The organism is Mycobacterium sp. SMC-4 (assembly GCF_050205565.1).
GTDB lineage: Bacteria > Actinomycetota > Actinomycetes > Mycobacteriales > Mycobacteriaceae > Mycobacterium.
This window is the reverse complement of record NZ_JBNMQU010000005.1, coordinates 40235-54074: the sequence shown is the minus strand read 5'-3', so window position 1 is coordinate 54074 and position 13840 is coordinate 40235. Positions and strand designations below refer to the sequence as shown.

The 13840-nt window shown below is 69.3% G+C and carries 9 protein-coding genes; 1 reads left to right on the top strand and 8 read right to left on the bottom strand.

Annotated features, from left to right (window positions below; all coding sequences use genetic code 11):
- Window positions 1–2: 2 nt before the first annotated feature.
- Both alaS and ACQI46_RS10705 read right to left on the bottom strand, forming a co-directional pair.
- A complete protein-coding gene (alaS, locus tag ACQI46_RS10710) occupies window positions 3–2693 on the bottom strand; it encodes an alanine--tRNA ligase (protein ID WP_427093977.1) in 2691 nt (896 codons plus the stop codon).
- Window positions 2694–2783: 90 nt separating this feature from the next.
- On the bottom strand, window positions 2784–3185 hold the full coding sequence (locus ACQI46_RS10705; RefSeq protein WP_427093976.1) for a secondary thiamine-phosphate synthase enzyme YjbQ: 402 nt from the start codon (window positions 3183–3185) through the stop codon (window positions 2784–2786).
- A gap of 109 nt (window positions 3186–3294) precedes the next feature.
- On the opposite strand from ACQI46_RS10705, the gene ACQI46_RS10700 reads away from it, so the two are divergent.
- Window positions 3295–3603 carry a GlsB/YeaQ/YmgE family stress response membrane protein gene (locus ACQI46_RS10700; RefSeq protein WP_427093975.1) on the top strand — a complete coding sequence of 103 codons (309 nt, stop codon included), beginning with the start codon at window positions 3295–3297 and terminating at the stop codon, window positions 3601–3603.
- Window positions 3604–3666: 63 nt separating this feature from the next.
- On the opposite strand, the gene ACQI46_RS10695 is transcribed toward ACQI46_RS10700, so the two are convergent.
- The 6 genes from ACQI46_RS10695 to ACQI46_RS10670 are packed head-to-tail and all read right to left on the bottom strand — an operon-like array spanning window position 3667 to window position 13817.
- Window positions 3667–4995, bottom strand: a complete 1329-nt coding sequence (locus ACQI46_RS10695) for a replication-associated recombination protein A (RefSeq protein ID WP_427093974.1) — start codon at window positions 4993–4995, stop codon at window positions 3667–3669.
- 10 nt (window positions 4996–5005) lie between these two features.
- Window positions 5006–5845, bottom strand: a complete 840-nt coding sequence (locus ACQI46_RS10690) for a DUF3097 domain-containing protein (RefSeq protein WP_427093973.1) — start codon at window positions 5843–5845, stop codon at window positions 5006–5008.
- A 20-nt stretch (window positions 5846–5865) separates the two neighbouring features.
- Window positions 5866–6951: a zinc-binding metallopeptidase family protein gene (locus ACQI46_RS10685; RefSeq protein ID WP_427093972.1), complete on the bottom strand. Its 1086-nt coding sequence runs from the start codon at window positions 6949–6951 to the stop codon at window positions 5866–5868.
- Complete coding sequence (locus tag ACQI46_RS10680) at window positions 6944–7843, bottom strand: transglutaminase family protein (protein ID WP_427093971.1); 900 nt, start codon at window positions 7841–7843, stop codon at window positions 6944–6946. The genes ACQI46_RS10685 and ACQI46_RS10680 overlap by 8 nt, the downstream gene beginning before the upstream one ends.
- Window positions 7840–10470, bottom strand: a complete 2631-nt coding sequence (locus ACQI46_RS10675) for a circularly permuted type 2 ATP-grasp protein (protein WP_427093970.1) — start codon at window positions 10468–10470, stop codon at window positions 7840–7842. The genes ACQI46_RS10680 and ACQI46_RS10675 overlap by 4 nt, the downstream gene beginning before the upstream one ends.
- Entirely contained in the window at window positions 10470–13817 is a 3348-nt protein-coding gene (locus tag ACQI46_RS10670) for a DUF2126 domain-containing protein (RefSeq protein ID WP_427093969.1), read from the bottom strand. Before ACQI46_RS10670 ends, ACQI46_RS10675 begins: the two co-directional genes overlap by 1 nt.
- Between the last annotated feature and the right edge of the window lie 23 nt (window positions 13818–13840).

Below are 13840 nucleotides of genomic sequence, written 5' to 3'. Positions count from 1 at the left end.
GGCTAGCTCCGGTCTATCTCCGCGCGTACCGCCGCCAGTGCCGCGTCGATACCCGCCGCCCCCCTACCGGACCCCTGTGCCAGGTCTGCTTTGCCCCCGCCGCGGCCGTTGACCGCCGCACCCAGCACCTTCACCAACTCGTCGGCGCGCAGACCGAGGTCCTGCGCCGCCGGGTTCACCGCCACCACGAACGGGACGGTGTCGTTGTCGCCTTCGGAGATGAGCGCGACCACGCCGGGGTCGCTGCTCAACTTGCCGCGGATGTCGCCGACCAGCGACCGCAGATCATTCGCCGACATCCCGCCGGCCATGCGCTGGGCCACCAGTCGGACCTTACCGATCTGCTCGGCGCCCGCGGCCGCGTTGGCCGCCGCGGCGCGCGCGTTGGCCAGCCGCAGGCGGTCCAGCTCCTTCTCCGCCGCGCGCAACTTCTCCACCAGCGTGGCCACGCGGGCGGGTACCTCCTCCGACGGCACCTTCAGCGACGACGCGAGCCCGGCCATCAGCGCGCGTTCCTTGGCCAGGTGCCGGAACGAGTCGAATCCGACGTAGGCCTCGACGCGACGGACGCCGGAGCCGACCGAGGACTCGCCGAGGATCGTCACCGGGCCGATCTGCGCCGAGCTGCGCACGTGGGTGCCGCCGCACAGCTCCAGGGAGAACGGGCCGCCGATCTCGACCACCCGCACTTCGTCGGGGTAGTTCTCGCCGAACAGCGCCATGGCGCCCATCGCCTTGGCACGCTCGAGCTCGGTGGTGAAGCTGTGCACCTCGTAGTCCGCTTCGACCGCCTCGTTGGTGACTTCTTCGATGGCGGTGCGCTGCTCTTCGGTCAGCGCGCCCTGCCAGTTGAAGTCGAAGCGCAGATATCCGGGCCGGTTCAGCGAGCCGGCCTGAACCGCGTTCGGGCCCAGCACCTGGCGCAGCGCCGCGTGCACCATGTGGGTGCCCGAATGTCCCTGGGTGGCCCCGTGCCGCCAGCGCGGGTCGACCGCGGCGACCACGGTGTCGCCCTCGACGAACTCGCCGGACTCCACGGTGACGCGGTGCGCCCACAGCGTCTTGGCGATCTTCTGGACGTCGCCGACCGCCGCTTTGGCGGTCTGCGAGGATCCGGTGCCGGTGATGGCACCCTCGTCGGCGATCTGACCGCCGGATTCGGCGTAGAACGGCGTGCGGTCCAGGATCAGCTCGACGCGATCGGCGCTCAATCCTTCGTGGGTCACCACCGGCACCCGCTTGCCGTCCACGAAGATGCCCAGAATCCGTGCCTCGCTGGACAATTCGTCGAATCCGGTGAACTCGGTGGGGCCGGCGTCGACGAGTTCGCGGTAGGCGGACAGGTCGGTGTGGGCCTGCTTGCGTGCCGCGGCGTCGGCCTTGGCGCGCTGTCGCTGCTCGGCCATCAGGGTGCGGAAACCGGCCTCGTCGACCGACAGGCCCGCTTCGGCGGCCATCTCGAGGGTGAGCTCGATCGGGAAGCCGTAGGTGTCGTGCAGGGTGAACGCGTCGTCACCGGAGATCACCTTCGCTCCGGTGGCGCGGGTGGCGCGGGCGGCGTCGTCGAACAGTCGTGAACCCGACGTCAGCGTGCGGTTGAACGCGCTTTCCTCGGCCACCGCGATGCGCTGGATGCGCTCGAAGTCGGCGACCAGCTCCGGGTAGGACGGTCCCATCTCGTCGCGCACGGTCGCCATCAGGTCGGCCATGATCGGCTGTTCGACGCCGAGCAGCTTGGCCGCGCGGATGATGCGCCGCAGCAGCCGGCGCAGCACGTAGCCGCGGCCCTCGTTGCCCGGGCTCACACCGTCGCCGATGATGATGGCCGCCGTCCGGCTGTGGTCGGCGATGATGCGGTAGCGGACGTCGTCGGTGTGGTTGCCCTGCCCGTATCCGCGGGGGGCGATCGCGGCGACCAGGTCGATGACAGGGCGCACCAGATCGGTCTCGTAGACGTTGTCGACGCCCTGGAGCAGGCACGCGATGCGCTCGACGCCCATGCCGGTGTCGATGTTCTTGCGCGGCAGCGGCCCGAGGATCTCGAAGTCGTCCTTCGAGGTGCCCTCCCCGCGCTCGTTCTGCATGAACACGAGATTCCAGATCTCGATGTAGCGGTCCTCGTTGGCTTCCGGCCCGCCCTCGATGCCGTACTCGGGTCCGCGGTCGTAGTAGATCTCCGAGCACGGCCCGCACGGGCCGGGGATCCCCATCGACCAGTAGTTGTCGGCCATCCCGCGACGCTGGATGCGCTCGAGCGGGAGCCCGGCCACTTCCTGCCACAGCTCGATGGCCTCGTCATCGTCCAGATAGACGGTGGCCCACAGCCTTTCGGGGTCGAACCCGTAGCCGCCCTCGGACACCGGGTTGGTCAGCAGCGACCAGGCCAGCTCGATGGCGCGCTTCTTGAAGTAGTCGCCGAAGCTGAAGTTGCCGGCCATCTGGAAGAAGGTGTTGTGCCGGGTGGTGATCCCGACCTCGTCGATGTCGGGAGTGCGAATGCACTTCTGGACGCTGGTGGCCCGATCCCACGGCGGGGTGCGCTGTCCGAGGAAGTAGGGCACGAACTGCACCATGCCGGCGTTGACGAACAACAGGTTCGGATCGTCGAGGATCACCGAGGCGCTGGGCACCTCGGTATGTCCCGCTTTCACGAAATGATCAAGGAAACGCTTCCTGATCTCGTGTGTCTGCACGTCCTGCTGTCCTTCGGTTCTGGGATGCGGCGCCGATGATTCGGGGCCACCTGCGAATACTCGACCGCACCACAGTACCGGTCGGCACGGTCAGCCCGACACGAAGCTAAGCCGGACCGAACGCTGGGGATTGTCGCGGTTCAGATCGACCAGCACGATGCTCTGCCACGTGCCCAGCAGGGGCTGTCCATCGCCGACGGGCACCGTCACCGACGGCGAGACCAGACCGGGCAGGACGTGGTCGGCTCCGTGACCGGGGGAACCGTGCGCATGCCGGTAGCGGTCGTCGCGCGGAAGCAGTCGTTCGAGGGTGTCGATCAGGTCGTCGTCGGAGCCGGCCCCGGTCTCGATGACGGCGACCCCGGCGGTGGCGTGCGGCACGAACACATTGCAGAGGCCGTCTCCCTGCGGCGCGCAGAAGTCCCGGACGGCGGCGGTGAGGTCGACGATGCGCCGATGTGACGTGTCGAGTTCGAGTACTTCGGTGTTCACGGAAACGAGCGTACGAGCGTACGAGTGGAGCGAGTCTTCGGCGTTTACGCGAGCGTTTAATTCCGTGGGCCGAGGGTATGTCTGCGGCCACCGAACTCTTGGAGGAGACATGACCGTCACCGGCATCATCAGCGCGATTCTCATCGGCATCGTGGTCGGGGTCCTCGGCCGCCTGGTTCTGCCGGGCCGGCAGGCCATCGGCATGTTGGTCACCATTCTGGTCGGCATCGTCAGCGCGCTGCTGGGCACCGCGTTGGCCCGCGCCATCGGCATCCCGACAGCGACCAGCGGGGTCGACTGGCTCGAACTGTTGGTCCAGGTCGTCGTCGCGGCCGTGGGTGTGGCATTGGTGGCGGCGCTGATGGGGCGGCGCAACACCGGGGCGGTCGGACGTCGTCGCTCCGGGCTCATGCGCTGATTCGAGGCACTGTTCACGTGGTCCCCGGCCGGGCCCCCCGACCGGCCGGGGACCACTTCACGCTCAGCGGCTGCGACGGATGATGGCGCGCAGCTTCTCCAGTCGGGTCGTGATCTCGCGTTCGGCGCCCCGTCCGGTGGGCCGGTAGTAGTCCACTCCCACCAGTTCGTCGGGCGGATACTGCTGTGCGGCGACGCCGCCGGGGGCGTCATGGGCGTAGCGGTAGCCGACCGCGTTGCCGAGTTTGGCTGCACCCGAGTAGTGGCCGTCGCGCAGATGCGGGGGCACCAAACCCGCTTTGCCCGCCCGGATGTCGGCCATCGCCGCACCGAGCGCGGTGGTGACGGCGTTGGATTTCGGCGCGGTGGCCAGGTGCACCGTGGCGTGGGCCAGGGTGAGTTGGGCTTCGGGCATCCCGATCAGTTGCACTGTCTGCGCGGCCGCCACGGCGATCGGCAGCGCCGTCGGGTCGGCCATCCCGATGTCTTCGCTGGCCAGGATCATCAGCCGCCGCGCCACGAACCGCGGGTCCTCCCCCGCCACCAGCATGCGCGCCAGGTAGTGCAGCGCCGCGTCGACGTCGGATCCCCGCACCGACTTGATGAACGCGCTGATGACGTCGTAGTGCTGGTCTCCGTCGCGGTCGTAACGCACCGCGGCTTTGTCCAGTGACTGCTCGATGACCTCGACGGTCACCTCGTCGCCGGTTTCGGCGGCCACCTCCAACGCGGTCAGCGCGCGGCGTGCGTCGCCGGCGGACAGTTGCACCAGCAGGTCGATCGCCTCGTCGGTGACCGCGACCTTGCCCGCCAGCCCACGCTCGTCGGTGATGGCGCGGCGGATGACCGTGGCGATCGCCTCGGGTGTCAGCGGTTGCAACTGCAGGATCAGCGAGCGGGACAGCAGCGGCGCGACCACGCTGAACGACGGGTTCTCGGTGGTCGCGGCCACCAGCAGCACCACGCGGTTCTCGACCGCCGCGAGGAGTGCGTCCTGTTGGGTCTTGGAGAACCGGTGCACCTCGTCGATGAACAGCACGGTCTGCTGGCCGCGCATCGCGGACTGGCGCGCCTGGTCGATGACCGCCCGCACCTCCTTGACGCCGGCCGACAACGCCGAGAGCGCCTCGAAGCGCCGGCCGGTGGCCTGGGAGATCAGAGACGCCAGCGTGGTCTTGCCGGTGCCCGGCGGGCCGTAGAGGATCACCGAGGCCGCGCCGGAGCCTTCGACCAGCCGGCGCAGCGGCGCGTTGGTCTTCAGCAGGTGTTCCTGTCCCACCACCTCGTCGAGGGACGCGGGCCGCATCCGCACCGCCAGCGGCACCGAGGCTCCGACGGGACCGGTGGGCGCCGCGGGGGCGTCACCGGGAACGTCGAAAAGACTGTCGGACACGTTGTCGTGCTTACACGGGTGCGGTGACGAAGTCGATCAGCTCTTCGACACGGCCGATCAGCTCCGGTTCCAGGTCGGTCCAGTCCCGGACCCGACCGCGGATGCGCTGCCACGCGGCGGCGATGTCGGCCTGGTCGCGGTGCGGCCAGCCCAGCGCGGCGCACACCCCGCGCTTCCAGTCCTGGCCTTTCGGGATCACCGGCCACGCCGCGATACCCAGCCGTGCGGGTTTGACGGCCTGCCAGATGTCGATGAACGGGTGACCGACCACCAGCGTGTGGTCGCCGCCGGGGCCGCGCCGCACGGCCTCGGCGATGCGGGCCTCCTTGGATCCGGTGACCAGATGGTCGACCAGCACACCGAGCCGACGGCCCGGGCCGGGGCGGAAGTCGGAGACGATGGCCGCCAGATCGTCGACGCCACCGAGGTATTCGACCACCACGCCCTCGATGCGCAGGTCGTCGCCCCAGACCTGTTCGACGAGCTCGGCGTCGTGGCGGCCCTCCACGTAGATCCGGCTGGCCGAGGCGACCTTGGCGCGCACGCCGGCCAGGGCCACCGATCCCGACGCCGTACGCGCGGGAGCTTTCGGCGGTGCCTTCTTCGGGGCGGTGAGGATCACCGGCTTACCGTCGATCAGATAGCCGGGGCCGACCGGAAACGGTTTGGTACGGCCGTTCCGGTCCTCGAGTTCCATGCGGCCGTACTCGACACGCACGATCGCCCCGACGAAGCCGGTCTGCGCGTCCTCGACGACCATCCCGATTTCGATCGGGGTTTCGACGGAGCGGGGTTTGCGCGACCGGTGCGGGTCGTCGGCCAGGATGTCGGTGCCATAGCGATCAGCCACGCAGGTGATCGTAGGACGGTTCAGCCCAGCTGTTGCTTCTGCTCCTGCACCGGCGCGCCGACCTCGGCGAGCTTCTCCGGGTCGGAGGTGATCTCGTCGACGACGGTGTGGATGAACCGCATCTTCTCCAGCACCGGCGGCGGGAGCACGAACGGGTACAGGTCGTCTTTGCCCATCGAGCGGTTGACCATGTTCAGTGCCCACGACAGCGGCAACCACATGTCGATGACGGTGTCGAAGCCGCTGGGCCCCAGGAACCTTCGATCGTAGGTGGCCGTCGCCGGCGCGAAGCCGAACGCCGCGGCGGTGTCGAGGGTGTCGCGGATGTGCAGGTAGTGCGCAAAGGTCTCGGCCCAGTCCTCGGCGGGGTGCATGGTCGCGTAGGAGGACACATAGTCCTCCTCCCAACCTGCCGGAGCACCCTTGCTGTAGTGGCGGTCCAGCGCCTCCTGATAGTCGAGGTCGGGGTCGCCGAACAGCTCGTGGAACCGCTCCAGATAGTCCGGCGACGTGCCGATCAGCCGGAAGAAGTAGTAGTGCCCGATCTCGTGGCGGAAGTGACCCAGCAGCGTGCGGTACGGCTCGTCCATGGAGATGCGCAGCTGCTCGCGGTGCACGTCGTCGCCTTCGGCGAGGTCGAGGGTGATGACGCCGTTGTCGTGGCCGGTGAAGACCTTCTCGAACTGGCTGGACAGAAGGTCGAACGCCAGCCCGAAGTCGGGATCCTCGTCGCGCCCCACGATGGGCAGCTTGAGCTCGTGCAGCTGGGCGATCAACCGCCGTTTGGCCCTCTCGGCGGCGGCGAAGGCCGCCAGAGCGATAGTGTCGGCGTCGTTGGGCCGCGTCCGGGTCAGCGCGCACGCGACACAGAGTTTGGCGATCGGCCCCTTCTCCACGAGCCAGTTGCATTCGGCCAGATGCAGATTCGCACACAGCTGATACCGGCGCTCGTCGACCGCCCCGGCGTGCTCGCTTTCCTCGGTAGGCGCGATCACCAGCAACGCCATGTCCTCGAGCGAGAAGCCCAGGGCGCTACCGCAATTCAGACACAGGGAGTTTTCGAACGCGAGGCGCTGCCCGCAGTTGGGGCAGGTGAAATCACGCATGTGACATCTTCCCTTCACACGGCGCCACGTCCACCGAGACGTCGATCACACTACGGTCGGAGTCGGTGTAGATGATTCCGCGCAGCGGTGGTACATCGGCATAGTCGCGGCCGAAAGCCACTGTGACGTAGCGTTCGTCGACCATCTGATCGTTGGTGGGATCCAGCCCCAGCCACTTGTTCTGCGGCGTCCACACCGACGCCCAGGCGTGCGTCGCATCGATGCCCACCATGCGTTCCTTTCCCGGCGGAGGGTCAGTGGCCAGATACCCCGAGACATAGCTGGCTGCCAGACCGTTGGCGCGCAGGCATGCGATCGCGAGCCTCGCGAAGTCCTGACATACCCCTTCTCGGGCCGCCAAAACCTCGCTGACCTTGGTCGACACCGTCGTCGACCCCGATCGATAGGTGAAGTCGGTGTAGATGCGGGTGGTCAGGTCTCCCAGAACCTCGATCAGCGGTCGCCCCGAGACGAAACTCGGTGCGGCATAAGCCCGTAACTCCTCGGTGATCTCCGGCGGCTGCAGGTCCAGAGTGAACTCGGTGGCGCGCGCACCGTCGGGCCCGACCGGGCGGGCGATCTCCCACGGCGCGCGCGCCGACGGGCCCTGGTACAGATCGGGCGGCGGGACGTCGACCTCCACCACCGATCTGCTCGTGATGCTCAGCGTGCGGTGGGGCCGGGTGACGTGGAAGTAGGAGCTGACGTTGCCGTATACGTCGCGGCTGGTCGAGCTGTCGTCGGCGGCGGGTTCGATGAACAACTCGTGGGACAGGCAGCGCTGCCGCTGCGAATCCCGCGGTGTCAGAAAGCCCCGACCGTACGAACTGGTCACCACGTCGGCGTACCGGTACTCGGTGCGGTGGGTGATCTCGTAGCACCGGCTGGTCATGGCAGCAGTCGCCGGCGGTCGGGTCCCCACAGCGGCTGCATGCCGCCCGGCAACGACAGATGCGTCGAGCTGATCACCCCGGCGAGTTCGCCCAGATCCCGGTGGGTTCCGGCCATCAGTCCGGCCAGCTCCGGGCGGCGGCCGTCGGCGTCGACGTCGTCCAGATCGCCGGGTTCGATGCGTCGCAGCCGCGCGCTGATCTCGTCGACCATCCGCTCCGGTCGGGTAGACCCCGACGCACCGGGCAGTGTCTTGAGGTCAGCCCGCAACCGTTCCAGCTGATAGACCAGCGAACGCGGATTCGTCGCGTCGAACAACACCAGCTCGGCCACTGCAGCCACACTCACCTTCCCGGGATTGCGTCGGCGGTACATCACCAGCGATTCGCACACCACCAGAGCGGACTCGATGATGGTCTGTTCGGCACCGGGGCGCCGGGCCGTGGTCAGCGTGCTGTGCAACAGCGCCGACAGTCCCAGTCCGCGTTCGATTCTCTTGCCGATGTCGATCATCGTCCAGCCGATGTCGCGCACCATGGACTCGGCGATCATGCCCGACAGTGACAACATGCCGGCCAGGGCGAGGTTGTTCGTCGTGGCCAGGAAGGCCTCGCCCTCGACCTTCGACTCCGGCGGACGCTCCGGCGCCTGCAGTAAGGCGCGTTCGATCGCTGACAGCACCATCCAGGTGTCGTTGGACATCTGGTCGCGCACCGCGCGGGCGGCCAACCCGAGACGCTCGATCGATTGGGCCAGCGAACCGGGACGATGGCGGTCGGCGGTCAGCGACCACAGCGTCGACGGCACGGTCGCGAGCATCTCGGTCACGTCGTCGGCATCGATGTCGTTGCCGGTGAGTTCGGCCAGTGCCGTCAGCAACACGGGCACGCATTGGCTGCCGTCGGCGGCCTGGCGGTAACGGAACTCGTGGTGCCGCTCTCGGGTGACGGTCAGCAGCCGAGCCAGGTGCTCGGCGCGTTCGGCGTAGCGGCCGATCCAGAACATGTCCGACAACACGCGCGGCGAGCTGACCTCACGGGTGGGGCTCGACACGGCCATCGGTGGCAGCCCGGAGACCTCGGTACGCTTCTCGGCCGTGGCCCGCGCTGCCATCCGCACCCAGACATCCTTGGCGGCAATGGAATTCAACCGATACGCGGCCGGCCCCGACGCCAACACATAGCCCAGACCGCCGATCATCGGTGCGTACCCGCCGCGCTGGGCCACCGTGAACAAACGCATCCCGACGCCGGCCGGGGTCGGTCCACCCGCCGTGAAAGCAGCCGGGGCACAGGAGAACTCCGGCAGTTCCTGGCCCGTCCACTGCCACGGCTCCGCCCCGATCGCGGCCGCCAGCTGCTCACGTCGCGCCGACGACAACTCCGGGCCGACGATCGGTTCCCCGCCGGTGACCGGCCGGATCAGCAGCGTCGACAGGTTGGCCAGCAGATGGGACCGCTCGACATCGATGCCTCCCCAGTACGTCGGCCGCGTCGCCAGCAACGGCGTCTCGCCCAGCAGCGCCTCGGCCAGCTCGGGCAGGAACCGTTGCACGCCCGGACTTTCCAGGACTCCACTGCCGAGGGTGTTGACCACCGTGACCGACCCGCGGCGCAGCGCCTCCACCAGACCCACCACCCCCAGGCGTGAGTCGGCCCGCAGGTCGAGCGGGTCGGCGTAGTCGGCGTCGACTCGGCGCAGCACCACGTCGACCCGTTTGAGGGTGCCCATCGACCGCATCCACAGCTTGCCGTCGCGGACCACCAGATCGGCGCTCTCGACCAGTGGGAAGCCGAGCAGGCTCGCCAGGTAGGCCTGGTCGAACGCGGTCTCGGAGTGGATACCGGGGCTCAGCACCACCACCACCGGCTCCTCCGCCGACTCCGGTGCCGCGTCGATCAGTGCCAGCCGCAGCGCCTGCGCCCACGGCGAGGCGGGCCGCGGTGCGATCTGTTCGTACAGATCGGGCACCGCGTGGGCCACCACGCGCCGGTCGGCCAGCGCATAGCCGGCGCCCGACGGGGCCTGCGTCCAGTCGGCATTGACCAGGAATTCGCCCGAGGACGCGCGGCTGACGTCGCAGCCGTGCAGGAACAGCTGATGCCGACCGGGCAGCGCGACCCCGTGTGCGGCGCGCACGTATCCGGGGTGGGCGTAGAGCAACTGCGGCGGCAGCACTCCCCCGGTCACGCTGCGCTGTGGGCCGTAGATGTCGGCGAGCACCGCGTCGAGCAGCCGCGACCGCTGCACCAGGCCCGCTTCCAGCCGGTCCCAGTCGGCGGCCGAGACCACGATCGGCAGGGGGTCCAGCCGCCACGGCACCGGCATCGGTCCGGCGTCCTCGTCGGCATCCCGACCGTCGACCTGGATGTAGGTGATCCCGTCGTTGTCGACGAGGTTGCGGACCACCGCCCGCAACTGGTCCAGTCCGCCGCGGCCACGGTCGCGGAGGCAGCCGGCCAGTTCCGCCCACGCCGGCCGCACATCGCCTGCCGTGTCGACGAATTCGTCGTAGCCGGTGGCGGGCCCGCCGGCCTGCAGATCGAACAGCGCCTGCTGGGCCCGCATGCGGCGGTACGGCGCCAGCGGGTCGTCGAGAGGGCGGGGGCCAGAGGCAGGAAGAACCATTACTGCAGCACGGTACGCACTCGCCGCAGATCGAGGATGCCGGGTGCGCCCACGTCGGTGGCCTGCCGCGCCTGCCGCTCCCGCAGGGCGGCCACGTCGACCGGACCGGGCGTGAAGCCGGTGGCCTCGAAGCGGCGGGCGCGCCGCGACTCGGCTTCGACCGCGTTCACCGGCGGGGTGTCGTAGGCCCGGCCACCCGGGTGGGCGACGTGATAGGTGCAGCCGCCGCGCGACAGTCCCGTCGCGGTGTCGACGAGTTCGAACCGCAGGGGCCCGTCCACGGTGATCGAGGGATGCAGTGCGCTGGGCGGCTGCCATGCCCGGTAGCGCACACCGCCGACCTGGATGTCGGGGTTGTCGGTGGCCAGCATCGGGATCGGGAATCCGTTGACGGTCACCAGGAACCGCTGCCGGTCGGCACCGATCAGGCGCACCTGCAGGCGTTCCACCGACGAGTCGACGTAGCGGGCGGTGCCGCCGGCGGTGGCCTCCTCGCCGAGGACGTTCCACGGTTCGATCGCGGCCCGCAGTTCGATCTCGGCGCCGCCGAGCACCGCGGTGCCGATGCGGGGGAAGCGGAACTCGGTGAACGGGTCCAGCCAGCTCGTGTCGAACTCGATGCCGTGCGCACGCAGGTCGGCGGCGACCTCGGCGATGTCACCGATGATGAAGTGCGGCAACAGGTGGCGCCCGTGCAAATTGGCGCCGTGCCGGATCAGTGGGGCCCGCAGCGGCTCGTCCCAGAACCAAGCCACCAGAGAGCGCACCAGCAGCGACTGCACCATCGCCATCTGCGGATGCGGGGGCATCTCGAACCCGCGCAGCTCGAGCAGCCCGAGCCGGCCGCGCGGACCGTCGGGGCTGTAGAGCTTGTCGATGCAGAACTCCGCGCGGTGAGTGTTGCCGGTGATATCGGTGAGCAGGTGGCGCAGTGCTCTGTCGGTGACCCACGGAGCGACGCTTGCGGAGCGACCATGTACCTGAGCCGGTGCTCCTTCCCTCCCACACAGCCGCGCGATCTCGGCGAAGGCGATCTCGAGTTCGTAGAGCGCCTCGGGCCGGCCCTCGTCCACGCGCGGTGCCTGCGATGTGGTTCCGATGAACCGTCCGGCGAACAGGTAGGACAACGCGGGATGCCGCTGCCAGTAGGTCAGCAGGGAGACCAGCAGGTCGGGACGCCGCAGCAGAGGCGAGTCGGCCGGGGTGGGTCCGCCCAGGGTGATGTGGTTGCCACCACCGGTGCCGCCGTGGCTGCCGTCGATGTCGAACGACTCGGTGGACAGCCGCGCCAAGCGGGCCTGTTCGTAGAGCGTTTCGAGCTGCTCGCGCTGTTCGGCGAAACTCGCCGTCGGTGCGACGTTGACCTCGATGACTCCGGGGTCCGGGGTGATGGTCACCGAGCGCAGCCGCGGATCCGCAGGCGGGCCGTACCCCTCCACCACCACCGGGCAGCCGATCGCGGCGGCCGCGGCCTCCACACGGTGCACGATGTCGACGAAATGCTCCAGTTCCTCAGTGGGCGGCACGAATACGTGGAGCAGACCGTCACGGATCTCGGCGACCAGGGCGGTGGTCGGCGCCGAGGCGGCGTCGGTGACCACCGCGGCCGAAGAGGTGTCGTGCGGGGGCAGCGCGGGTCGGTGGTGCAGCGGGTCGGGGTCGTGGCGCGGCCGCGGCGGTGTCCAGCTGATCGAATCGAGCGGCAGGCGCAGCCCGGCCGGCGAGTCGCCGTCGACCAGCACCACCCGTCCGCGGCGCAGTTGCCAGTTCGCACTGGCCCAACCGGTGTCGTCGTCGCGCCGGTGCAGCGGCAGCACGTACGCCGCGGGCTCGGTGACCGCGGCTTCCAGCCGAGCCAGCAGGGCGGCCCGCGCGTCCGGGCTGTCGTCGCGCAGGTCGTCCTCGGCGGCGACGGGGTCGCCGGCGGGCAGCCGCGCGGCAGCGGCCAGCCGGGACAGCGGGTCCTCGTAGGCAGGACGGACCTGGCGTTCGGGCAGTGCGAGCCCGTCGGCGACGGTGCGCAGCAGGCGGTGGGCGGCATCGGCCGGCGCCGCGGCGGGGTGGCCGCGTTCAGGCCACGGGTCGGCCAGCAGCGTCGCGTCGCGCCACAGCGGTTGCCCGTCGGTGCGCCACAGCAGACCGATCTGCCAGCGCGGCAACGGTTCTCCCGGATACCATTTGCCCTGATTGCGCTGCACCAGCCCGTGCGGAGCCCAGATGTTCTTCAGCCGGGCGGCCAGCACCGACGCGCGTTCCCGCTTGTGGGCGCCGTCAGCCGCGACGGTCCACTCCGCAGCGGTCTGGTTGTCGATGGACACGAAGGTGGGTTCGCCGCCGACGGTCAACCGCGCGTCGGCGGCGCTCAGTCGCGCATCGACGCGGTGACCGAGGGCGGTGATGGCCGCCCAGGCCTGTTCCGTATAGGGCAGGGTGACGCGCGGGTCCTCGTGCACTCGGGTCACGAGATTGCTGAAATCCATTGTGCTGGTGCACGGTTCGGTGGCGCCGGTGATCGGCGCGGCCGACTCGGGATGCGGCGTGGCCGCCAGCGGGATGTGCCCCTCGCCGGCGAACAGTCCCGAGGTGGGGTCCAGGCCGATCCAGCCGGCGCCGGGCACGTACACCTCGGTCCAGGCGTGCAGGTCGGTGAAGTCGGCCTCGGGACCGGCGGGACCGTCCAATGCCGGCACGTCGGAGGTCAGCTGAACCAGGTATCCGGATACGAACCTCGCCGCCAGACCCATCTGGCGCAGGATCGACACCATCAGCCACGCCGAGTCGCGGCAGGAGCCGATACCGGTGCGCAGCGTGGTGTCCGGTGTCTGCACGCCGGGTTCCATGCGCAAGCTGTAGCCGACGTCGGCGTTGACCGCGCGGTTGAGCGCGACGAGGAACTCGATGATCGGGGTGCCCTCGGCGATGGCGAAGTTCTTGACCCACGCGGTGACCAGGTCACCCGGGCCGCTGTCCTCGTCGTACTCGTCGACCGGACGCAGGTACGGCTTGAGGTCCTCGGCCAGCGCCTTCGGGTAGGAGAACCCGACCCGCTCGGCGTAGTCCTCGATGAAGAAGTCGAACGGGTTGATCACCTTGAGGTCGGCGATCAGCCCCACCGTGATGGTCAACTGCCGGACCCGGCTCGGAAACACCAGGCGTGCCGCGAAGTTGCCGAAAGCGTCCTGTTGCCAGTTGACGAAGTGATCGGCCGGGTCGACGTTGAGGGAGTACGCCTCGATCGGGGTGCGCGAATGCGGCGCCGGACGCAGCCGCACCACGTGCGGGTGCACCTCGACGAGCCGGTCGAACGTGTAGGTGGTGCGGTGCTGGAGGGCAACCTTGATACCCATAGCGCTGATCCCACCACACCGGC